Consider the following 22,509-nt stretch of genomic DNA (forward strand, 5'->3'; position numbering starts at 1 on the left):
GGTTGCTCCTGTTGCAACGTCAATTATAACTCGACCGCCGCGCCGTTGCAACAGATATTATAACTTACGAATGGAGGAAGGCCCGGACACGCTCATTGCCGAGAATTCACGATACCAGCAGCCGGTCCATCAGCCGCTCCGCCGCTTCCGGGATCACGGTACCGGGCGGGAAGATCTCCGCCGCACCCGCTTGCAGCACGGCATCATAGTCCTGCGGAGGGATCACGCCGCCGGCAACGATCAGCATGTCGCCGTGGCCGAGCCTCTTCAGCGCATCCCTGAGTTCCGGGATGAGCGTCAGATGTCCCGCCGCCAGCGATGACGCGCCGACAATGTGCACATCCTGCTCGTGGGCGAGCTTCGCGATCTCCTCCGGCGTCTGGAACATGGCGCCGACGGTGACGTCGAAGCCGAGGTCGGCAAAGGCTGTGGCGATCACCTTCTGGCCGCGGTCATGTCCGTCCTGTCCCATTTTGGCGACCAGGATGCGCGGCTTGCCGCCGGTCTTCTTTTCGAACGCGCCGATCTTCTCCTGCAGCCGGTCGACGGCCGGGTTGTCGCCGAGCGCTTGGCGGTAGACGCCGGAAATCGTCTGCACCGAAGCGACGTGGCGGCCAAAGACCTTTTCCAGCGCCAGCGAAATCTCCCCGACCGTCGCATTGGCGCGCGCGGCATGGATGGCGAATTCGAGCAGGTTGTCGCCGCTCTCGGCCGCGCGGGAGAGCGCCGCGAGCGCATTCTCGAGCACTGCCACGTCGCGGGTGCCCTTCAGCCGCTGCAGCTTCGATAGCTGCCGGGCTCTTACCTCGGCATTGTCGATCTTCAGGACATCGACTTCTATGTCCGTGCCGGGCCGGTGCGCGTTGACGCCGACCAGCATCTGCTCGCCTGAATCGATGCGCGCCTGAGTGCGGGCGGCTGCCTCTTCGATGCGCAGCTTGGGAATGCCCTTCTCGGTCGCCGCGGCCATGCCGCCGAGCGCCTCGACCTCCTCGATATGGGCAAGCGCACGCGCCGCCAGATCATGCGTCAGCCTCTCGAGATAAGCCGAACCGCCCCACGGATCGATGATGCGCGTGGTGCCGGATTCCTTTTGCAGGATCAACTGCGTGTTGCGGGCGATACGGGCCGAATGATCGGTCGGCAGCGCCATGGCCTCGTCGAAGGAATTGGTGTGCAGCGATTGTGTATGGCCCTGTGTGGCGGCCATCGCCTCGATCATCGTGCGAATGATGTTGTTGTAGGGATCCTGCGCCGTCAGCGACCAGCCAGAGGTCTGGCAGTGGGTGCGCAAGGACAGCGAACGCTCGTCCTTCGGCGAAAAATTCTTCATCATCAGGCTCGACCACAGCAGCCGCGCCGCCCTGAGCTTGGCGACTTCCATGAAGAAGTTCATGCCAACAGCCCAGAAGAAGGACAGGCGCGGGGCGAAGCGGTCGATGTCGAGCCCGGCGGCGACGCCGGCGCGGGCATATTCGATTCCGTCGGCGATCGTGTAGGCGAGTTCCAGGTCCGCCGTCGCGCCGGCCTCCTGCATGTGATAGCCGGAGATCGAGATCGAGTTGAATTTCGGCATGTTCTTCGACGTGTAGGAGAAGATGTCCGAAACGATCCGCATCGAGGGTTTTGGCGGATAGATATAGGTGTTGCGGACCATGAACTCCTTCAGAATGTCGTTCTGAATGGTGCCAGTGAGATCCTTCTGCGCAACGCCCTGTTCCTCGGCCGCCACGATGTAGAGCGCCATGATCGGCAGCACCGCGCCGTTCATGGTCATCGACACCGTCATCTCGCCGAGTGGAATGCCGTCGAAGAGCTGGCGCATGTCGAGGATGGAATCGATGGCCACGCCCGCCATGCCGACATCGCCGGCCACCCGCGGATGGTCGCTGTCATAGCCGCGATGCGTGGCGAGATCGAAGGCGACCGACAGGCCTTTCTGGCCGGCGGCAAGATTGCGCCTGTAGAAGGCGTTGGACTCTTCCGCTGTCGAGAAACCGGCATATTGCCGGATCGTCCACGGCTGCTGGACATACATGGTTGGATAGGGTCCGCGCACGAAGGGAGGCATGCCCGGATATGTGTCGAGATGCGGCAGCCCCTTGAGGTCGCCCTGATTGTACAGATGTTTGACGGCAAGGCCTTCCGGCGTCATCCGCTGGCCCTTGATCTCGACCGGCGCCCGCCGCGGCGGCGCCCAGCCGACCTGGCTGAAATCCGGAATCAAGAAGCGGCTCCGATCGCTTGATCGATGCGGACCGGAAACAGCGGCTCGCACATGACGATGCCTTCCGTGAAGGCAGGTCGCCGCTCCGCGGCCAGCGTCTCGACCGCGCGCTCGATTTTCTGCGGATAGAGCGTGGCGCCGACGATGGCGCGCTCGCGGGATCGGAAGGCGGCGGCGCGCTGGGAGGCGGCGGTGCGAACGCGCTCCTGTATATGTCCCTCCTTAAGGCTGGACAGCACGCCGCCCTCGGCCTCGATCGCCTGCAACTCGGCCCAGGCCGCTTCGCAGAGGCCAGCGGTGAGCGCTTCGACGCCACCGGAGCCGCAGGCGGGATCGGCGACCTGATCGATGTGGCTTTCATTGGCCATGATCAACTGCGCGTTACGGGCCACGCGGCGTGCGAAAGGCGCCGGCAGGCCATGCGCGACGGTGTGCGGCAGGATGGCGATCGAATCGGCTCCACCCGCCGCCGCGGCGAAGCAGGCGATCGTCGTGCGCAGGATGTTGGTCTCCGGATCCAATGCCGTCATCATGCGAAACGACGTCTCGGCGTGAATATTGGCCGTCGAAGTCGGGATCGAGCAGGCCTCTTGGACGCGAGCCCACAGCCTGCGCAAGGCCCTGACCTTGGCAATCGACAGGAACTGATCCTGGTCGGCGCTCAGCGCAAACCCGATATGGGGCGCTGCGTAGACGAGCGGTTGCCGCGCTTTCTCGAACATCCTGAGATAGGAGACGGCCGAAGCGAGCATGATGCCAAGCTCCTGCGCCTCCGTGGCGCCGGCATTGTGGAACACCCGCCCATCCGCCTCTAGCAGCACGCCGGGTACGCCCATCGAAAAGAAATGCGCCAGCGATTGCGGCATGGATTCCTGCAGCGCCTCGATCGACATACGCAACCGGCCGGTTCCGGCCAGGATAGCCGCCGGATCGATGCCGAAGGAGAGGTTGAGCTTTGCCGGGTCGGAGCGGCGCTTGCCAAGGAACGCCACCAGCCAGTCGGCCATGGGGCGGCTCCACGGATGGGCGTCGATGCGGATCTGGACGCGGTTCAACGGTATGCCGTCCAGAACCGTCTCCAGCGCCTGCGCCGTTCTCGGCAGGCCGTAGCCGAACGCGTTCGGGGCGCCTTCGAAGACGAGCGACAATCCCGTCGCACCCTGCGCGACGTCCTCCAGCGCCTGGGCTTTGGCGCGACCAATGTCGGGATCGTCGATGCGCTGGCTGACGATCCATGGCGATCCGGGGTTGGCGCGCACGATGGGCTCCGCCGCCGCCGCGCGCTCATAAATCGGTTCCACGCGGATGCCGTCATCGGTGTGCGAGACCAGTTTTTCCTCGAAGGATGCGCCGGCGAGCGCCTTTTCAGCCAAGGCCAGCCATCGCTGCCGGTCGGCATTCGGAAGTTCGTTATCCCTGGTCAAGGCTCCGGCGCTCATCCACTGTCCTCGTCACTATGCGGCCGCATCAGCCTGGAGCACTTCAGTCTACGGGTCCCGGTGCGATACCGCAATGCAATGCGCTTCCAAGACTCGAATTCGATCCCTCGAGCGTACACCAGCCTTCGAGCACGAAGCATGAACGATTGCCAAACACGGGCAAAATCCGCAAGCTCCAAAAAAGGCCATTTTCGCTGACTGCCATTGTCGCTGTGCAGGGGCGCCACTATACCTTCGGGCAAGGGGCTGGTTCTATACACAGCAGTTTGCGGAGACCGGACATATGGCTGACGACACCATTTTCATCGGCGCCAGCCGCAAGCCCGACGACAGCTATCAGCGCGGGGAAAAACTGCTTTTGCAATATGGCAACCGTCACGGCCTGGTGACCGGTGCCACCGGCACCGGCAAGACAGTTACCTTGCAGATATTGGCCGAGGGATTCTCCAATGCCGGCGTGCCGGTGTTCTGCGCCGACATGAAGGGCGACCTCTCCGGTATCGCCATGATGGGCACGGCGCAGGATTTCCTGGTCAAGCGCGCCGAGCAGGTCAAGCTCGACCCCTATGACTTCCAGGAATTCCCCGTCATCTTCTGGGATCTGTTCGGCGAACAGGGCCACCCCATCCGCGCCACCGTCTCCGAGATGGGCCCGCTGCTCTTGTCGCGGTTGATGAATCTGTCCGAAGCCCAGGAAGGCATTATGAACATCGCCTTCCGCATCGCCGATGAGGAAGGCCTGCTGCTGCTCGACCTCAAGGACCTGCAGGCGCTGCTCGCCAATATCGCCGGCCGAGCCGAAGAGATCAGCGCCCGCTACGGCAATGTGACGAAACCCTCGGTCGGCGCCATCCAGCGCACGCTGCTGGTGCTGGAACAGCAGGGGGCGGCGAACTTCTTCGGTGAGCCGGCATTGCGCATCGCCGACATCATGCGCAGCACCCGCGACGGTCGCGGCGCCATCAGCGTGCTGGCCGCCGACAAGCTGATGATGAATCCGCGGCTCTACGCGACGTTCCTGCTTTGGCTGATGTCGGAACTGTTCGAGGAGCTGCCCGAAGTGGGCGATCCCGACAAGCCGAAGCTGGTTTTCTTCTTCGACGAGGCCCATCTGCTTTTCGACGACGCGCCGAAGGTGCTCATCGACCGCGTCGAGCAGGTGGTGCGCCTGATCCGCTCGAAGGGCGTCGGCGTCTATTTCGTCACTCAGAACCCTCTGGATATTCCTGAAAAGGTCTTGGCCCAGCTCGGCAACCGCGTCCAGCACGCGCTGCGCGCCTACACGCCGCGCGAGCAGCAGGCGGTAAGGACCGCAGCCGAGACGTTCCGGCCAAATCCGGATTTCGATTGCGCGACCGTGATCACGCAACTGGGCACCGGCGAAGCGCTGGTTTCAATGCTGGAAGCCAAGGGCATCCCGTCCATGGTCCAGCGCACGCTGATCCGCCCGCCGTCGTCACGGCTGGGGCCGATAACCCCCGCCGAGCGCCAGAAGCTGATCCAGGAAAGCCCGGTGATCGGCCAGTACGATGAGCGTGTCGATCGCGAATCGGCTTTCGAGATGCTGCAGAAGAAGGCCAAGGACGCTGCGGATGCCGAGGCACAGCAGGCCGAGGCCGGCCGTTCACGCTGGACCATTCCGGGCTTCGGCAATGATGCCCCGCCGCAGCAGCCCGGCGGCAGACGCTCCCCTCAACCGCGCCCGTCCAACCGCCAGACGGTGGCGGAAGCCGCGATCAAGTCGGTGGTGCGCTCTGTCGGCTCGTCGGTCGGCCGCGCCATCGTGCGCGGGATACTCGGCAGTCTGTCGAGGGGCAGATAGGCAAGCGCGATCGCGCAACGGCCATGCCGGGATAGGCTGATGTGGAGGGTGAAGGCGGCGAGTCGCCGCATTCACCCTCCCTCCGATCAGAAAATCGCGTCGGTCACCGCTTTCACCGGGCCAAGCAGCACCGATCCGTCCGGCACGCCGGCATCGATCGGGATGGCCTTGTGGTTCGCCGTCGCCACCATGGGCTGGCTGGCGTCGCTGGTCACGATGACCGGGGTCTTCGAAGGCACGCGGTCATAGAGGTCTATAATGTCCTGGTTCATCAGGCGCACGCAGCCCGACGACACCGACTTGCCGATCGAACGCCATTCCGGCGAGCCGTGCAGTCGGTAGAGCGTGTCGACGTTGCCCTGGAAGAGATAGAGCGCACGTGCACCGAGCGGGTTTTTCAGCCCGCCTGGCATGCCGCCATTGTCGGCGCTGTATTGCCTCAGTTCCGGCTGCCGGGCGATCATCTCGTCCGGCGGCGTCCATTTCGGCCACTTCTGTTTCCACTGGACGACGGCATCGCCAGACCATTCGAAGCCGGCGCGGCCGAGGCCGACGCCGTAGCGGATCGCCTGGCCGCCCGGACGGACCAGATAGAGGAAGTGCCCGGTCGTATCGACGACGATGGTTCCCGGCTTCTGGCCGGTCGGGTCGGGCACGATCTGGCGCAGGAATTGCGGATCGATCCTGTCGACGGGAATGGCCGGCACTTCGAAACCGCCATCGCTGACGGCGGCGTACATCGTCACGTAGTCGGCGAGCGGCGGCTCGACATAGGCCGGTGGCGGTGGCTCGACTGGCCCGGATCCGGTGGTGGCGCATGCGGAAACCGCGATCGAGGCGGCGCCCAGGGCTGCGGCGTTGAGAAAGCCGCGACGGCTCAGGCGATAGGATTCGATTTCGGCTGGGAACATGGTTGCCTTCTTTAAGTCTGAAATCGCAACAAAGCGTGAATATGCCGACCGTTGCGAGGGTGCCTGATCAACACTTGGGCGCGATAGGCGGTTCCGAATCTGGCCTCAAGGTGGACAAACAAAGGCGAAGCTGTGACCGCGTCGCCACTGTGGCGCTACGGTCACAGGAGTGTGCGGGCTAGAGCGAAAACCAGGATTACTTTTGGGCCGCATGCGTTAGCCACCTGTGACAAGGGCATCGAGCGACGGCAGGATCAGGGCTGGTGGAAAATCCCGATACTCCTCCGGCTGGTTGGAGCGGTTGATCCACACGGTGCGGAAGCCGAACTTGGTCGCGCCGGCAATGTCCCAGCGGTTGGACGACTGGAAGGAGACCGCACCCGGATAAAGGCGCCAGCCCGTGGTGACCATGTCGTAGACCGACGGATCGGTCTTGAAGCGCCGTACCGCATCGACGGAATAGATATCGTCCAGCACCTGATCGAGCGCCGCCGATTTAACGGCTGCCTCCAGCATTTCCGGTGAACCGTTGGACAGGATTGCCAGCTTGGCGCCGGACGCCTTGAGCGCCTTCAGTACGGCGGGCACTTCCGCATAGCAGTCCAGCCGCCAATAGGCGTCCAGCAATGCCGCCTTGAGGCCGGGATCGGCAGAGGGCACCTTGTGCAACGCGAAATCAAGTGCCTGCTCGGTGAGTTGCCAAAAATCGGCATAGGCGCCCATCAACGTACGCACCCAGGAATATTCGAGTTGCTTGGCGCGCCAGATCTCGGACAGCAACTGGCCGTCCGGTCCGATGGCGTCGGCGTGGCGGCGCACGGCGGCATGAACATCGAACAGTGTGCCGTAGGCGTCGAAAACATAAGCGGCGTATTGCATGGCAACAGTTTTGAGGCGAGGCGAGGCAAGGTGCAAGTCTTGATTGCAGCGCGCCGTCCGTGGCCTCAACAAAACTCCGCGATGCTGGTTGACGACGCCGGCCAAAGCGTCATCCAATGCCGCAACACGAGATTGGATCGAAACGGGACAAAGCAATGACACTGGCGGCTGCCGCACTTTCCGCGACATGGACTTTCGTCGACGGCGATTGGTACGAGGGCAATGTCGCCGTTCTTGGTCCGCGCAGCCACGCAATGTGGCTCGGCACCAGTGTGTTCGACGGCGCCCGCTGGTTCGAGGGTGTCGCTCCCGATCTTGAGCTTCATGCCGCGCGCGTGAACGCCTCGGCGATCGCGCTGGGTCTCAAGCCTTCGATGACGGCCGAGAAGATCGTCGGGCTGACCTGGGACGGATTGAAGAAATTCGATGGCAAGACGGCTGTCTATATCAGGCCGATGTATTGGGCCGAGCACGGCGGCTATATGGGCGTGCCGGCCGATCCCGCCTCGACGCGTTTCTGCCTGTGCCTTTACGAATCGCCGATGATCTCGCCGACCGGCTTTTCCGTGACGGTATCGCCGTTCCGACGCCCGACTATCGAAACCATGCCGACCAACGCCAAGGCCGGCTGCCTCTATCCCAACAATGGCCGTGCCATCCTCGAAGCCAAGATGCGCGGCTTCGACAACGCCCTGGTGCTCGACATGCTGGGCAACGTCGCCGAGACCGGAACCTCGAACATCTTCCTGGTCAAGGACGGCCACGTCCTGACGCCGGCGCCGAACGGCACCTTCCTGTCCGGCATCACCCGCTCGCGCACGATGACGTTGCTTGGCGAGTACGGGTTCAAGACCACCGAGAAGGCGCTGTCGGTGCGTGAATTCCTCGAGGCGGATGAGATTTTCTCGACCGGCAACCATTCCAAGGTCATTCCGATCACGCGTATTGAGGACCGCAGCCTGCAGCCCGGGCCGGTGGCCAAGAAGGCGCGGGAGCTCTATTGGGATTGGGCGCATTCGACGGCGGCGGGCTGATCCGCCCAGGCTTTTTGTCGCAATGCGCCCGGTTTCCGGAAACTGTGTGACAGTTCTCCGGAACCCGCTTAGAAAGAGCACCCGGCGCTTCACTTTTCGGAGTTGTCCGAACCCAATCCAGACCTATCTTAGTCCGGTATCGACACCGGATTTTCCTTGAGGGAGTACCTTCCATGGCTTTTGAATTGCCCGCTCTGCCTTACGACTATGAGGCCTTGCAGCCCTATATGTCGAAAGAGACGCTGGAATATCACCACGACAAGCACCACAAGGCCTATGTCGACAACGGCAATAAGCTTGCCGCCGAAGCCGGCCTTGGCGATCTGTCGGTAGAAGAGGTGGTCAAGCAGTCGTTCGGCAAGAATGCCGGCCTCTTCAACAATGCCGCTCAGCACTACAATCACATCCATTTCTGGAAGTGGATGAAAAAGGGCGGCGGCGGCAACAAGCTGCCGGGTGCGTTGCAGAAGGCTTTCGACAGCGATCTGGGTGGCTACGACAAGTTCAAGGCCGACTTCATCGCCGCCGGCACGACCCAGTTCGGTTCCGGCTGGGCCTGGGTTTCGGTCAAGGATGGCAAGCTGGCGATCTCGAAGACGCCGAACGGCGAGAATCCCCTTGTCCATGGCGCGACGCCGATCCTCGGCGTCGATGTCTGGGAGCACTCCTATTACATCGACTATCGCAACGCCCGGCCGAAATATCTCGAGGCCTTCGTCGACAGCCTGATCAACTGGGATCATGTTCTCGAACTCTACGAAAAAGCGAAAGCCTGATCGAGATTAAGAAAGCCCCGGCACCCCCGGGGCTTTTGTTTTTCTGTGCCGGGATCCCACAGCAGCAAAGGTCTGGCAAAATCGTCGGGGGAAGGAATATTCCTCCCGCCACGTCCGTTAACGTCCTGTCCGAAATGCCTTCATCATGGAGCCAATTGAATGAGAAAGCTTGTCATCGCCATCTCTATGCTCGCGTTCGCCGGTTCGGCGGCCTTTGCTGACCCGATCCTCCACCGCCAGGCCCTGATGAAGGAACGCGGGAAGATCGTCGGCGGCCTGTCGAAAGTGGTCAAGGGTGAGGAGCCCTTTGATGCCGCCGCCGTACTGACTGCGCTCCAGGCGCTCCAGGCGAACGCGGAAAAATTCGACGCCGACGTCCTGTTCCCGGCGGGCAGCGACACGGGCGACACCACGGCGGCGCCGAAGATCTGGCAAGACATGGCCGGCTTCAAGGCGACAGAAGACAAGTATCTTGCCAACGTCAAGGCTGCGGTCGCCGCGGCCCCAGCCGACGTGGATTCCCTGAAGACGCAAATCGGCGTCATCGGCTCCGACTGCGGCACCTGCCACAAGGGCTACAGGGTCAAGAAAGGCTGATCGCCGGCCATGGCATGGCTGAGGAAGTTGGTCGGCGCCGCACTCGTGCTCGGCGGCGTCGGCGCGGTTGCCGCGTGGACGCTTTCGGCGCCGGTGAAGCTCGATGCGGAAATCATGGCCAGGCTCGCGCCTGGTGACGCGGCCAGAGGCAAGCGCATTTTTTATGCCGGCGGCTGCACCTCCTGCCATGCAAAACCCGGTTCGAAAGGCGATGGGCGGCTCGAACTTGTCGGCGGCCTTGAACTCAAGACCCCGTTTGGCACGTTTGTGCCGCCCAACATTTCGCAAGACCCCAAGGACGGCATCGGCGCGTGGTCGGCCGAGGATCTCGCCAATGCCATGCTGAAGGGTGTCTCGCCGTCGGGCGAGCATTTCTATCCGGCATTTCCCTATACGTCCTACGCGCGCATGAAGCCCGCCGACATTGCCGATCTCTATGCCTTCCTGAAGACGCTGCCGGCGGTTGCCGGCCGAGCGCCGGCCAATTCATTGAGTTTCCCGTTCAACATCCGTCGCGGCATCGGCTTGTGGAAACGGCTCTATCTCAGCCAGCAGCCTGTTGTGTCCCTGCCCGAAGGCGCGCCTGGTCCTGTGATTGCCGGTCGCTACCTGGTTGAGGGACCGGGTCATTGCGGCGAGTGTCACACGCCGCGTGACCTTGCGGGCGGGACAAGGAAGAGCGAGTGGCTGGCTGGAGCCACAGCCGCCGAAGGCAGCGGCGTCGTCCCCAACATCACCTCCGGGGAGGGCGGTATCGGCGACTGGTCGCAGGCCGACATCGCCAATTATCTCGAAACCGGCTTCACGCCCGATTTCGACTCCGTCGGCGGGGCCATGGTCGATGTGCAGAGGAACATGGCCGAACTGGCGCCCGAGGACCGCGCGGCGATCGCGGCCTATCTCAAGGCGGTTCCGCCGCATCCGAACGGCTATCCGGCGCGAAAAAAACCGGCGAACTGACTACGGGTGGCGATCGCCCAGGAAGTCGAAACCCGCCTCGAAGAAATGATTGTAGTTGCAGGTCAGTTCCTCGCCGGCCGCGATGTCGCGCAACGCAAAGCTTTCCTCGGGCGAGGATACGTCGCAATTCGGCTCGTCGGCGTGGTTCATGTAGCGTGCATCGTCGGCCTCGAAGACGATGTAGTTCGGATCTCGTCTGTCCGGATAGGCATAGCGGTCGAGATAACTCTTCACCGGTCCTGTCTGGCTCTCATAGGTCTCGACCTCGATGAGCCGGTCGAATCTCGGGTCCAGCTTCCAGATCATCGTGCCGCGGGAAATGGCATTCTTGGCAAAGACACCAATCCCCTGGATGGGGGATTTGTCGAGATAGACGTCGACGAGCAGCATGGCAGGCCCTTGTGCGATTGTGGGCTGTCATGGCCCGGGACAAAACGCGCCTTGGGTAGCGCGGGGGCATCGCAATTGCGAGCGAAAACCAGCAACACGGAATTCAAAAACCACTGATTGCCCGGCTCGCCGAGAAGGCCGCGCCGGTCATCGTTTCGCGTCAGCGCTGCTGAAGCGCCAGCCGCACGCCCAGGCCGCAATAGATGCCGCCGACAATCTTGCCCTGCCATTTCAACACCGTGGGATTTCTACGCAGGAAAGTGCCAAGCCCGCCTGCGCTCACCGCGAAAACCACTGTGCTGAAGAGGCCCAACAGAACAAAGATGATCCCCAATACCGCCAGCTGGAGCATCACCGATCCGTTTTCGGGCCGCACGAACTGTGGCAGGAACGCGAGGAAGAAAAGCGCCGTCTTGGGGTTGAGCATCTCAGTCAGTATGGCTTGCCGAAACGCCTTGCCCGCCGAGATTGGGAGCCTGCCGGCGACGAGATCGGCCGCTGTCTTTTCCATGATCGCGCGAATGCCGAGATAAACGAGATATGCCGCACCGATATACTTTACGGCGCTGAACAGCACCGCCGATGTGGCGATGATCGCCGAGATGCCGACCATGGCCGTGAAGGTGTGAAACACGTCGCCGGCCGCGATCCCTGCGCCGGTTGCCATGCCGGCTTTGGTTCCCGAACTCGTTGCCCGCGCGACCGTCAGCAGCGTGGCGGGGCCGGGAATAAATACAAAACCGAGCACCACGGCGACATAGGTGGTCAATGTGGCCAGGTCGATCATTGCTCGCATCCTCCTCGGCGTTCGTCGCCGATCAAGTCACGCCAGGGGCCGAAAGGCAATGACCGCTTCAGCCCTGCGGCCCTGTTGCCTTGCCTGTCACTTTCAAGGCGAATGAGTATGTGTAGGCGATCTCCTCCAGCCGGGAAAACCGGCCGGACGCGCCGGCATGGCCCGATTCCATGTTGATCTTGAACAGAACCGGATTGTCGCCCGTCTTGCGCTCGCGCAGCCGCGCCACCCATTTGGCCGGTTCCCAATAGGTGACGCGCGGGTCGGTGAGACCGGCCAGCGCCAGGATCGGCGGATAGCCGAGCGCAGCGACATTGTCATAGGGCGAATAGGCGGCGATCGTCCGGTAGTCGTCCGCCGACGCGATCGGATTGCCCCACTCGGGCCACTCCGGCGGGGTCAGCGGCAGGCTGGCGTCGAGCATGGTGGTGAGCACATCGACGAAAGGCACCTCGGCAACCATGCCGCCGAAACAGTCCGGCGCCATGTTGGCGACCGCGCCCATCAGCATACCGCCGGCGGATCCACCTTGCGCGACGATGCGGTCATGCACAGTGTAGCGTTCGGCGACCAGATGGCGTGCACAAGCGATGAAATCGGTGAAAGTGTTCATCTTGTACGCCCGCTTGCCGTCATCGTACCAGCCATAGCCCTTGTCCTTGCCGCCGCGGACGTGGGCGATCGCAAAGACAAAGCCGCGGTCGACCAGCGAGAACCAGTTGGTATTGAAGGCCGCCGGCACTGTGATGCCATAGGAACCGTAGCCGTAAAGCAGGCAAGGCGCGGAGCCGTCCAGCGGGGTATCGCGGTGATACAAGAGCGAGACCGGCACCAATTCGCCATCGGCAGCGGGCGCCATCAGCCGACGCGTGACATAGTGCTCCGGCTCATGGCCGGACGGCACCTCCTGGGTCTTGAGCAACACGCGCTCGCGGGTGCGCATGTTGTAGTCGAAGACCTGCGCCGGCGTCGTCATCGATGAATAGGTGAAGCGCATGATCTCGGTGTCGTATTCCAGGGATCCCGACAGGCCGAGCGAAAACGCCTCCTCGTCGAAGGAGATCAGGTGTTCCTCGCCGGTTGCCCGGTCGCGCACGACGATGCGCGGCAGGCCCTCCTTGCGCTCCAGCCTGACCATATGGTTCTTGAAGCCGATCACCGACAGGATCAGCCGGCCGGCCTCGTGCGGAACCAGCTCCTGCCAGTTGGCGCGGATCGGATCGCTCGCCGGCGCCGTCATGATCTTGAAGTCCTTGGCCCCATCGGCGTTGGTCAGGATGAAGAAAATGTCGCCGCCTTCCTCCATCTCGTATTGAACACCGGTCTCGCGCGCCGCCACCAGCTTCGGCTCGGCAAACGGCTCACCGGCGTTCAGCAGCCGGTATTCCGAGGTCTCGTGGTCGTTGATGGCAACCATGATCCATTCATTGGAACGCGTGCCGCCGACATTCATGAAGAAGCCGGGATCGTTTTCCTCATAGATCAGCCGGTCACTTGCCGGATCCTGCCCAAGCGCATGGAACAGCACCTTGGAGGGGCGGTGGCTGGGGTCGAGCCGGGTATAGAAAAAACCATCATTGCCAGCGTTCCACACCCCCGAACCGCCCGTGTCGGGAACCGTGTCCGCGAGTTCCTTGCCGTCGGAGAGGTCGCGCACCCGAAGCGTATAGAATTCGGAGCCCTTGTCGTCGAACGCCCATAAAAGCTTGCCATGGTCGGCCGAATGATCGACGCCGCCAAGCCGGAAATAGGCCTTGCCTTCGGCCTCGGCATCGCCGTCGAGCAGGATATGCTGCGCGCCGCCGTCCCGCGGCATGCGGAAATAGCGCGGCTGCTCGCCGCCGAGTTTGAAGGAGGAGCCGTACGCGTAGGGTCCGTCCTTCATCGGCACGGAAGAATCGTCTTCCTTGATGCGGCCCTTCATCTCCTTGAACAGCCGCTTCCGCAAATCGGCCGTGTCGGCCATCAGTTTCGACTGGTAGGCGTTCTCAGCTTCGAGATGGGCGCGGATGCCCGCATCGAGCAATGCGGGATCCCTGAACATCTCCTGCCAGTTGTCGGCCCGCAGCCAGGCATAGTCGTCCGTTCGCGTGATACCGTGATGCGTGTCGAAAACCGGCCGCTTCTCGGGCGTTGGCGGGGTGACATCTGGGAATGCAGAAGTTTTGGTCATTGCGTCTCGCTTTGGAAATGTTCTGAATGGCCAATGAACACGCCGATCAGCGCGGGTTCAAGAGCCGGGCCTTATTGCTGCGCCGGGCTCCAGAAAGTGGGCCGGGAGGAGAAATGATGAATATCTATGCTCGCACCGTCGCGGCTCTCGCCGTCGTTTCCGCAACCATGGCCATCGCCGGCCAATCTCATGCGACCGTATTCGCCGCTTGGCAAGTGGCCAACGTGCCGTTCGGCGACACGCTCAACGTGCGCAAATATCCCTCGGGCACGTCCCAGAAACAGGCCGCATATCCGAACGGCACCGTTTTGCAGATGACCGGACGATGCACCGGCGGGACGAACCTGCTCGACATCGCCAATCAGCCGGCATGGAAGCAGCAGCAGGCGGTTCGCTATCGCTGGTGCGAAGTCTGGCATGATCCGGCCAAGAACGGCGGTTTCGTCACCGGGTGGGCCTATGGCAAATACATCGCTCCGTATTGAGTGATCCCGAACTGGTCGGCTGCACTGCGCGTGAGGGCCGGCAATGGCAGAGGTGGAGCAACCTCTGGTTTTGCGAAAGGGGGTGAGCAACCAAGATTGCCGGCTCGGTCGCCAAGCAAAGCAAAGCACTCGGAGATGCTTTGTGAGTTGGCGCGAATGTAACGGTTAGCTAACGCCGCGTCACCGGCCGTTGGTTTCGCCTGCGAAATATCGAAAAATTACATCGTGCACGAAAGATTGAAGCTGATCCGGAAATATTTGATCAACATCGCTCAATATAGTGCAAGGATCGAATTGACTTACTTGCTAGGTAGGTTCATTGATGCCCCCGCGACGCGAATCGCAGAAGCTCTGTCTGCACAAAATTCGTGCAATGCCTTGCCTGTAAAAAAGGGCGCACTAAACTAACTCTCGTTGGGGCCTGAAGACCATGGATATTGTCGAAACACCTTCCAGAAACAGCGACGCGCTGATCGAGCTGACCGCCGACGTGGTGGCTGCCTATGTCAGCAACAATCCCGTGCCGGTCGGCGAACTGCCGAACCTAATCTCCGATGTCCATGCTGCTCTCGGGCGTGTGGGCGGAACCGCCGAACAGCCGCCCGCCGACAAGCAGAAGCCGGCAGTGAACCCGAAGCGCTCGGTTCATGACGACTACATCGTGTGCCTTGAAGACGGCAAAAAGTTCAAGTCGCTCAAGCGTCACCTGATGACCCACTATGATCTGACGCCGGATCAGTATCGCGAAAAGTGGAACCTCGACCCGAGCTACCCGATGGTTGCCCCGAACTACGCGGCCGCCCGCTCCCAGCTCGCCAAGAAGATGGGCCTCGGCCGCAAGCGCAAGGCCCGCTAAGCATTTGCTGCCAGGTGAGTACACTTGGCATCGCAGAATGCGGTTCAAACGATAGATAGAGCCGGATGGACAGTTCAACCGGATCGACATCGGCGCCTTCGGGCGCCGTTTTACTTTGCCGGCCGGGCCGGGACAGCGCTGGTACCAGTGCGCGGCATGATGCGATCGGCTGATCGCAGAGGCGATATCAGGCCGTCTGCTCGAGTGCGGCCTCTGCGTCGCGCCTGATGCGCTTGACCATCGAGCGAAGGCCGTTGGCGCGCTGCGGCGACAGGTGCTCGTCCAGGCCGAGCGCCTTCAGCGTCGCTTCCGCATCGATTTTCTGGATTTCGCTGGCGGTCTTCCCGGAGAACAGCGCCAGCACGATCGCCACCAGCCCGCGTACGATATGGGCGTCCGAATCGCCCCTGAAAGTGATGACCGGATCGCCGCCCGGTCCCCGTTCGGTGGTCAGCCAGACCTGGCTGACGCAGCCCGGCACCTTGTTGGCGGCGGTGCGTTCCTCATCCGGGAATGGCGGCAGCGCCTCGCCGAGTTCGATGACATAACGATAGCGGTCCTCCCATTCGTCGAGGAAAGAGAAGTCGTCGCGGATCGTCTGGATCGTGGTCGTCATGACAGGGATATAGTCATCCACCATCGCCGCGTCACGGAAAAACAAGGACACCGCGGGCGTCGAGAGGCAGACTGCCCGCGGTGCGCCGTCGAAACGGCTTAATTCTTTACCGGCAGGTTGACCGTCTCCGGCAAGACGACTTCTTGCGGAACGCTGCCGGTCATTGTGGAGATGTCGGGGCCTGCGGACTTGTCGTCCAGCATGGCGGCCGCGATCTTGGCTGTCTCCTTGGCCCTTGCGGTGATGGTGTGCATTGCCGACTTGCCGGTCTCACAGACATCGGGCTTGCGTTCGCAAATGCCGGCGATGTCGCCGACCGCGTCGCGGGCCGCGAACAGGGCCTGGATCGGTCCTACGCTTTCCTGGCCCGGCTCGCCGGGGCCGACGCCCAGCGGCAGTGCCAGCAGCACCAGCGAAAACCAGAAAGCCATTCTCATCAGGAAGAACATGTTCGCCTCTCGTCGTGACCGGGTCATGCATCCATGAGCATGACCTCTTTTGTGGGCGGGATATTGGCACACAGGCGCAAAGGACGGCTTGCGGGTTAGCCGAGAATTTTCTTCAAATTTGAGGCAAATTCGAAACGAAGCGTTTTGCTGTCGATTTGTCTCAGATTGGGATCATTTTTCTTATCATCCATTAACCATATACTCCCTTGTTTCTATTGCATTTTCCACAAAATCAGGCGGTCGGTGCGCTGCGGCTGGCCACGCCACGGGCGGTCCCTGCGGATAACCCTCCGTTTACTATGGTGGCATTTGCCCGGGTTTTCGGGCGCTCCCATCCCGATATTCGCCGTGGGCCGAGCCTTGGGTCGGCCCTGCCTTATCCATTCTTTAAAGGCTGGGTGCGAGTTTCAGAGTCAATCAAAACGATCTGCAAAAGCAGAGCTGTTCACGACGAGTGCGGGTGCGTTGAGTTGATGCCGATCAAGGCCAGATACGTTGAATTGCCTGGCGCAATGGCGGCCGGTTGCGAACGTATGGTCCATCCCTCCATTCTTGGGCTGGACGACCGCGAGCGTCAGCGCCGCTTTATCGGCGCCATGCTGGCCGCTCCGTTCTTTGCCGCCGGTGCCGCGGTCACGCTCGTCACGTCAGGCATGGGCGCAGCCGTCACCGTGGCCGCCATCTTCGCGGCCTTTGGTCTCTGCTGGTTCATCGCCTTGCTGGTGGCCGCGACCGGAAGGATGGATCTGGCCGGCCGGGCCGCGCTGGCGATCGCGGGACTTGCGCTCGCCGGTCTTGTTGCCGCTGCCGGCGGGCTGAGCTCTCCGGTCGCGATGCTTGTCGTGGCGCTGCCGTTCGAAGCCTGGTGGATCAGCGCCTCTCGCCGCGCGGCGCTGTGGGGAGCCGTCTGCGCTGTCGTCGCCATTCTGTTGCAGCCTGTGGCGGCAACCGTCCTCCCGCACGCCGAAGTGCCGATCGCCGCGTGGCACTGGCTGCTGCCATTGGCCTGGGCGCTGACGCTGGTGCCGCGTATATCGGCGGTTCGCAACGCTGCGGCTGCGGCCGACGTAGGGGACCCCGGCGATCGTCTCGAAGACATGATCGACGCGGTGGTCCTGCGCGTCGCCCGCCATGGCGAGGTTATCGATGCCTCGGCAAAGGCACGTACGCTATTGAAACTGCCCCCGGAACTGCTTTGCGGAACCGGGCTTTTCGATCGCGTGCATCTGTCGGATCGCGTCTCCTATCTCAGTGCCTTGGCCGACATGCGCGACGGGGCGCTGTCGCGCAGGCTGGAGTTACGCGTCAGGCTGCCGCAGGACGGTAATGGACAGAATGGCAATGGCCCGGCGGACAACTATCGGCCGTTTTCGCTCGAACTGATGCGCGCGCAGGAGCAGGGCGACGTTTTCACGCTTGTGCTGCGCGAGAACGACGAGGTCGCCCGCTTGCGTGAAGACCTCGGTGCCGCCAATGACGCCGCGGCCGCCGCCGAAGTGGCGAAAGGGCGCTTCCTGGCGGTGGTGAGCCACGAACTGCGCACGCCGCTCAATGCCATCATCGGATTCTCCGACATGCTGCTGCACGAGATGTTCGGCGCCTTCAAGGATCCGCGGCAGAAGGAATATGTCGGTCTGGTGCGCGATTCCGGCCAGCATCTGCTTGCCGTCGTAACCTCCATCCTCGACGTGTCGCGGATCGAATCCGGCGTCTATGCGACCGAACCCGAGCCATTCCGCTTCATGGAAGCCGTCGACATGTGCCAATCGATGATGCGGCTGCAGGCGCAGGCCAAGAACATCGATCTCAAGGCGCAGATCGCGCCGGACGCCGGCGAAATCAACGCCGACCGACGCGCGGTGCAGCAGATCCTCATCAATCTCGTCTCCAATTCGATCAAGTTCACGCCCGATGGCGGCGATGTCGTCGTCGGCGCCAAGCGGATCGGTTCGCGCCTGCATTTCTGGGTCCGGGACACCGGCATCGGCATCGCCGAGGAAGATTTCGCCAATCTCGGCAAGCCGTTCATGCAGATCCAGAACGACTATACCCGCCGTTTCGAGGGGACCGGCCTTGGCCTGTCGCTGGTCAAGGGGCTGGTGGCGCTGCACGAAGGCACCATGTCGATCGAAAGCATGCCGGGCGAGGGCACCACGGTCACCATCAGCCTGCCGGTGAACGGACCGAAAGGGCGCCCGGCGGACAAGGCCGGGGTGCTGACGATGCCGCTGGCGAGGGCGAAAGGGGACGGAAATGGCGCGCTCCGCAAAACAGCCTAAGGCGGTCAAGCGCCGTAGCAACGCCTTCCAGGACGGGGCCGTCGCCATCGGCGGCATGATTTCGCGCAATCCCGTCCTGGTAGGAGGGTCGACGGCATTCCTGGTGACGCTGTTCTACGTTTCGGCTAATGCGCTGTGGTACCAGCCTTTTCCGCATACCGGAGCCTTCTTCGCGACCCGCAGCATACAGGGCGTTCCGCATGCGGCCGCTGATGAGCCGGAGACCACCTTCAACATTGTGCGGCCAGGTACCGCGCCGGCGCCGGTCAAGGGCGATCCGGTGGTCGAGCAGGTGCAGGGCATATTGAAGGATCTCGATTTCTACGCCGGCACGGTCGACGGCATTTCCGGACCCAACACGCGCAAGGCGATCCAGGCCTATCAGCAGAAGGTCGGGCTCAACACGTCCGGCGAGATCGACGCGCTGCTGCTCGATCAGCTGGGCGCGACCCCGAAAACCGCCGCCGTGCCGAAACCGCAACCGCGTCCCGAAGTGTCGCAGGCGGTTCCAGTGTCGCTGCAGACCGATACGGCTTCCCAAGCGCCGGATCCTCGCATTGTCAAGATACAGGCCGGGCTCAAGGCCTTCGGCAATGACGACATGCAGCTCGACGGCGTCGTCGGTGCCCGTACCAAGGCGGCCATCAAGGAATTCCAGTCGCTGTTCGGTCTGCCGCAGACCGGCGAGCCCGACGAACTGGTCTATGTCAAGATGCGCGAGATCGGCCTGACCAACTGACGGCGCAGATAACGGGTCGCCCAGCGGTGTAAATACCGATAGATAGTCCGCATGCTGTCCGGACTTTTCTCATGCGCGTGACCACGGATCTGTGGGTATCGGCCCTGTTACGTCGGGTTTTCGGCGCGGGCGGATTTGCCGCCGTGGTCAAGCGCGGCGCGACCGAAGCCGGCGCCGTGTTCGTCCTGACGCGGAGCCGGCTTGGTGAAATCGCCCTCTATGGGCCGGCGCCACAGACGAGCTACGATTCAGCCAAGCCCAACGAACGTTTCTTTAGCCTTCTCGCCACCGCCGCCGATGCTTCGGTGCTGGACGCCAGGCTGGAACGCGAGAAGAAATTCGATCCCGACATCTGGGTGGTTGAGATCGAGGCCGGCGCTGTTCCTGTCGAGGAGCTTATTTCCGTGAAGATGTCCTGAGGCCAGGGAAGGCCGCTGCATCGTCGCTGTTCGACGCCTCGCGGCTGGCGCTGTTGGCGGGGGCGGCGTCGCGAACCACATCGGACAGGGTCTCGGCCTTCCATTCCCGCACCTTGTCCAGCGCCGCGTCGCGGTGCAGGAGCCGGTAGCGATCGAGGAAGGTGCGGATCGCCTGCGGATTCGGAAACTCGCGGGAGTAGACGGCAACCGTGATCAGGAATGCCCGGTCCTCGCTGAGGTCGAGCGAGCGCAGCGCCGCCAGCAGTGGCATGTAATTCTGGTTCGCCGTCAGCGACCTGGCGGTTGAGAAATCGATATCGAGCGCATCGGCGAGCGCGGTCTGGAAGAAGGCGGCGTTTCCGGTCAGCGCCGTCTCTCGCAATCTGGCATAGGTGTCGGCTCCGGTGAACGGACCGACCTGCGCCGACTGCGCCTCCTCGCCGGTCCGCATCATGGAGCGCAGCCTGCGCCGGGCATTTTCCGCACCAACGCCCGGCGTCTGCTGCTTCGCCGCGCTGTCGGCGGCCGGCGCCTTCAAGGGAGCGGTTTGTGCCGGGGAGGCTTCCGCTTCCGGATCGCGGACCCGCACCAACGTAGGCCTTTCCAGCGCCCTGATCAGATCGGCGATGGTTGGATTCAGGTTCTTGCGGCGCGCGATCGCGCGCGCATGCGGCAGCCCGTGCCGGCCGATCAGCGCAATGAGGTCGATGTCACTGACTGCGCGCGAGCGGATGAGCAAGGGGGCGGCAATGTCCACCGGCTCCTCGCACAGGCGTCGCACCAGCCCGGCAGGAGCGTATTCGCATTCAGAGAGAGCTGCCGCCACGTAGCGGCGCGATTCGACGGACACGTTGTCGAACAGCGGCAGCGTCAGATCTTCCAGTTGGCCGATTTCCCGGCGGGACGGCCGCGTAAGCGAGCAGAACGCAGATACCGCTGCGCGGAACAGCCTTTCGGCCTTTCCCGATTCCGTCCCTACCGCGATTTGCCTGAAGTCCGAAGATGACACGAGGGATACGCCCGATACTCTATACACGCTTGACCATGCTCGACCGGAACGCGTCGGTTTCGCGATTGCCTCGGTCAGGATGTCCTGACCTTAGAACAAAGATCAATTTAGCCGGGATCCGTTAGCGCTCCGTTAACCCTCTGCCGGCCTTAATGATATTTGGAGGCGTTGCGTTGTGCTCCGGGGCAACCGAGAGGAATACGCGAACCATGGGCATGGTACTGTCTTTCGTGCCGAGAACGGCACCGACCAATCGAGCAAAGCAAACCACCGAAATACCGGCGGCGGTGATCATCTTTCCCGGCATCCGCTATGAGCGGTCCGCCGCGGGGGAAGCGCGGCCTGCCGGCCCTGACAAGCCGGGATCGCCACGCACGCCAGTGCCGCATCACTGAACTGATGCGGATTGCCCGGGCCACGGTCTAAAAGTCCTGCAGCTCGCACGAACTCTGCTCCAGAAAGCGCGAGACGATCGACTTCCAGCTGTCGTCCGGCACGAAGCTGCGGATGACGAATATGCCCTCGTCGATCGGCGCTTCGACGAAGATCGCTCCCTGAAGCTCCTCGGGAAGGTCCCTGCGCATGTCGATCATCTGGGCCGGCGTCAGCACCACGGCATCCAGCTTGCCCCCGGTCGCCGTGTGGTCGTTGAATGAATAGATGTTGTGGCCGTTGCGGTCATAGACCGACACCGACCAGAAGGGCACATTGCCCGGCGCCCTGATCCTCACCATTCCCTCATCCAGGTCGAACCGGCAAGCCGTCGCATAAAACAGCGGGTCGACCGATTTCACCACCGGTGCGCCGCCCGCCTCGGCATCGAGCCGGGTCATCCGGTAGAGATCCGACGCCAACGACAGTCGCGACCAGGCATCGCGTTCCGAGAATTCAGGCACCAGAAGCAGCACGACGATATGCACGATGCCGGCGCCGACGAGGCCGAGAAGGACGGCATGCACAAGTCTGCGCGTCGCGGCATAGACACTACGCATCGCAGCCGACCTTGGTGATCTTGGGCAGCGAAACATCCGACAGGCCGGTGCTGCTGGCGATCGGCGTGTCGTAGAATGTCAAAACGAAATACATCCTGCCGGAACCGTCGGTCAGCAGCCAATTGCCAGGCATCGGGTGATGGCCGACGGAAATGAGCACCGAATTGTCGGATTGGCGTAGCACGCCATAGGATTGAAGCGCGGCAAGCCGCGATTTGCCGGTCTCGACCACGCTGAGCGATTGGTCGGCGGCATAGAGGGTCCAGAACCGGGCGGTCGGAAATCCGCCTTCGATCGTGTAGGTGCATTCGCGCCTGAGCTCTCCGCCAGCTGCGTCGTCCTCGGCGACAAAGGACAGCCCTTCGGCGCGGCCGAGCGCGAGCACGCCCTCGCGCGCCACGCGGGCCTTGGAATAGGGGTCGGCCGCGGGTGTGCCGATATCGGGAAAGGCGGTCCACTGGCCGATCCTGATCGCCCCGACGCCGTCCTGCATGTTCAGCGCATACCAGACGCTGGCGCCGCCGCCGCCAATGGCTATGGCAAGCGAAAGCAGCGTCAGGAAGGCGTTCTTGAGCATGAAAGGCCGGGCGCATGAAGAATTGCCGCTCGGGGATATCGCGGCGCGGGGTCGTGTGGCAAGCCGCAGGACGCGGATTCGGAA

22 protein-coding genes are annotated in these 22,509 nt (G+C 62.6%); 10 read left to right on the forward strand and 12 right to left on the reverse strand.

Translation table 11 applies throughout. The features are described from left to right. Positions 1 to 106 precede the first annotated feature (106 nt). Both scpA and LB551_RS14725 read right to left on the reverse strand, forming a co-directional pair. Positions 107 to 2,227: a methylmalonyl-CoA mutase gene (gene scpA, locus LB551_RS14720; protein ID WP_224659641.1), complete on the reverse strand. Its 2,121-nt coding sequence runs from the start codon at positions 2,225 to 2,227 to the stop codon at positions 107 to 109. Further along, positions 2,224 to 3,666, reverse strand: coding sequence for a methylmalonyl-CoA mutase subunit beta (locus LB551_RS14725; RefSeq protein ID WP_224623013.1), 1,443 nt, complete (start codon positions 3,664 to 3,666; stop codon positions 2,224 to 2,226). Before LB551_RS14725 ends, scpA begins: the two co-directional genes overlap by 4 nt. A 283-nt stretch (positions 3,667 to 3,949) precedes the next feature. Here LB551_RS14725 and LB551_RS14730 point away from each other — a divergent pair, with 283 nt between their 5' ends. Continuing rightward, the gene (locus LB551_RS14730) at positions 3,950 to 5,488 is read left to right on the forward strand and encodes a helicase HerA-like C-terminal domain-containing protein (RefSeq protein WP_224659642.1); all 1,539 of its coding nucleotides are present in this window, start codon (positions 3,950 to 3,952) and stop codon (positions 5,486 to 5,488) included. Positions 5,489 to 5,574: 86 nt separating this feature from the next. On the opposite strand, the gene LB551_RS14735 is transcribed toward LB551_RS14730, so the two are convergent. Continuing rightward, positions 5,575 to 6,399: a L,D-transpeptidase gene (locus LB551_RS14735; RefSeq protein WP_140553967.1), complete on the reverse strand. Its 825-nt coding sequence runs from the start codon at positions 6,397 to 6,399 to the stop codon at positions 5,575 to 5,577. A 216-nt stretch (positions 6,400 to 6,615) separates the two neighbouring features. After that, positions 6,616 to 7,278, reverse strand: a complete 663-nt coding sequence (locus LB551_RS14740) for a haloacid dehalogenase type II (protein WP_140494758.1) — start codon at positions 7,276 to 7,278, stop codon at positions 6,616 to 6,618. 155 nt (positions 7,279 to 7,433) lie between these two features. On the opposite strand from LB551_RS14740, the gene LB551_RS14745 reads away from it, so the two are divergent. From LB551_RS14745 to LB551_RS14760, 4 genes are all read left to right on the forward strand, one after another. Continuing rightward, entirely contained in the window at positions 7,434 to 8,312 is an 879-nt protein-coding gene (locus LB551_RS14745; protein ID WP_224623010.1) for a branched-chain amino acid aminotransferase, read from the forward strand. 173 nt (positions 8,313 to 8,485) lie between these two features. Further along, a complete protein-coding gene (locus LB551_RS14750; protein ID WP_140553963.1) occupies positions 8,486 to 9,088 on the forward strand; it encodes a superoxide dismutase in 603 nt (200 codons plus the stop codon). Positions 9,089 to 9,247: 159 nt separating this feature from the next. Further along, positions 9,248 to 9,685: a c-type cytochrome gene (locus LB551_RS14755; RefSeq protein ID WP_224659643.1), complete on the forward strand. Its 438-nt coding sequence runs from the start codon at positions 9,248 to 9,250 to the stop codon at positions 9,683 to 9,685. Between the two features lie 9 nt (positions 9,686 to 9,694). After that, positions 9,695 to 10,645, forward strand: a complete 951-nt coding sequence (locus LB551_RS14760; RefSeq protein WP_224659644.1) for a cytochrome c — start codon at positions 9,695 to 9,697, stop codon at positions 10,643 to 10,645. On the opposite strand, the gene LB551_RS14765 is transcribed toward LB551_RS14760, so the two are convergent. The 3 genes from LB551_RS14765 to LB551_RS14775 all read right to left on the reverse strand — a co-directional run bounded on the left by LB551_RS14765 (position 10,646) and on the right by LB551_RS14775 (position 14,004). After that, complete coding sequence (locus LB551_RS14765) at positions 10,646 to 11,035, reverse strand: SET domain-containing protein (RefSeq protein WP_224623007.1); 390 nt, start codon at positions 11,033 to 11,035, stop codon at positions 10,646 to 10,648. It abuts the gene before it with no gap. Between the two features lie 160 nt (positions 11,036 to 11,195). Continuing rightward, the gene (locus LB551_RS14770) at positions 11,196 to 11,822 is read right to left on the reverse strand and encodes a LysE family translocator (RefSeq protein ID WP_224659645.1); all 627 of its coding nucleotides are present in this window, start codon (positions 11,820 to 11,822) and stop codon (positions 11,196 to 11,198) included. Between the two features lie 67 nt (positions 11,823 to 11,889). Next, positions 11,890 to 14,004: a S9 family peptidase gene (locus LB551_RS14775; RefSeq protein WP_224659646.1), complete on the reverse strand. Its 2,115-nt coding sequence runs from the start codon at positions 14,002 to 14,004 to the stop codon at positions 11,890 to 11,892. Between the two features lie 113 nt (positions 14,005 to 14,117). Between LB551_RS14775 and LB551_RS14780 the strand changes: the two genes are divergently transcribed. Further along, entirely contained in the window at positions 14,118 to 14,489 is a 372-nt protein-coding gene (locus tag LB551_RS14780) for an SH3 domain-containing protein (protein WP_411908878.1), read from the forward strand. A gap of 430 nt (positions 14,490 to 14,919) precedes the next feature. Then, positions 14,920 to 15,345 carry a MucR family transcriptional regulator gene (locus LB551_RS14785; protein ID WP_095089970.1) on the forward strand — a complete coding sequence of 142 codons (426 nt, stop codon included), beginning with the start codon at positions 14,920 to 14,922 and terminating at the stop codon, positions 15,343 to 15,345. A gap of 187 nt (positions 15,346 to 15,532) precedes the next feature. Here LB551_RS14785 and LB551_RS14790 read toward each other — a convergent pair whose 3' ends face one another. After that, positions 15,533 to 15,961 carry a SufE family protein gene (locus LB551_RS14790; RefSeq protein WP_224659647.1) on the reverse strand — a complete coding sequence of 143 codons (429 nt, stop codon included), beginning with the start codon at positions 15,959 to 15,961 and terminating at the stop codon, positions 15,533 to 15,535. Positions 15,962 to 16,059: 98 nt separating this feature from the next. Further along, positions 16,060 to 16,410, reverse strand: coding sequence for a DUF5330 domain-containing protein (locus tag LB551_RS14795; RefSeq protein WP_140553953.1), 351 nt, complete (start codon positions 16,408 to 16,410; stop codon positions 16,060 to 16,062). A 533-nt stretch (positions 16,411 to 16,943) separates the two neighbouring features. Here LB551_RS14795 and LB551_RS14800 point away from each other — a divergent pair. The 3 genes from LB551_RS14800 to LB551_RS14810 all read left to right on the forward strand — a co-directional run bounded on the left by LB551_RS14800 (position 16,944) and on the right by LB551_RS14810 (position 19,847). Next, positions 16,944 to 18,689: a PAS domain-containing sensor histidine kinase gene (locus LB551_RS14800; protein ID WP_224659648.1), complete on the forward strand. Its 1,746-nt coding sequence runs from the start codon at positions 16,944 to 16,946 to the stop codon at positions 18,687 to 18,689. Continuing rightward, positions 18,664 to 19,428, forward strand: coding sequence for a peptidoglycan-binding protein (locus LB551_RS14805; RefSeq protein ID WP_224659649.1), 765 nt, complete (start codon positions 18,664 to 18,666; stop codon positions 19,426 to 19,428). The genes LB551_RS14800 and LB551_RS14805 overlap by 26 nt, the downstream gene beginning before the upstream one ends. Positions 19,429 to 19,499: 71 nt before the next feature. After that, complete coding sequence (locus LB551_RS14810; protein WP_224659650.1) at positions 19,500 to 19,847, forward strand: DUF1491 family protein; 348 nt, start codon at positions 19,500 to 19,502, stop codon at positions 19,845 to 19,847. On the opposite strand, the gene LB551_RS14815 is transcribed toward LB551_RS14810, so the two are convergent. The 3 genes from LB551_RS14815 to LB551_RS14825 form a co-directional block, all read right to left on the reverse strand. Continuing rightward, entirely contained in the window at positions 19,825 to 20,856 is a 1,032-nt protein-coding gene (locus LB551_RS14815) for a hypothetical protein (protein ID WP_224659651.1), read from the reverse strand. The two genes, LB551_RS14810 and LB551_RS14815, sit on opposite strands and share 23 nt — an antisense overlap. A gap of 422 nt (positions 20,857 to 21,278) precedes the next feature. Next, positions 21,279 to 21,848, reverse strand: a complete 570-nt coding sequence (locus LB551_RS14820; protein WP_140638761.1) for a DUF1254 domain-containing protein — start codon at positions 21,846 to 21,848, stop codon at positions 21,279 to 21,281. Further along, positions 21,841 to 22,425, reverse strand: coding sequence for a DUF1214 domain-containing protein (locus tag LB551_RS14825; RefSeq protein ID WP_224659652.1), 585 nt, complete (start codon positions 22,423 to 22,425; stop codon positions 21,841 to 21,843). Before LB551_RS14825 ends, LB551_RS14820 begins: the two co-directional genes overlap by 8 nt. Positions 22,426 to 22,509 lie beyond the last annotated feature (84 nt).

It is taken from the genome of Mesorhizobium sp. BR1-1-2 (genome assembly GCF_020165435.1).
In the GTDB taxonomy this organism is placed as follows: domain Bacteria; phylum Pseudomonadota; class Alphaproteobacteria; order Rhizobiales; family Rhizobiaceae; genus Mesorhizobium.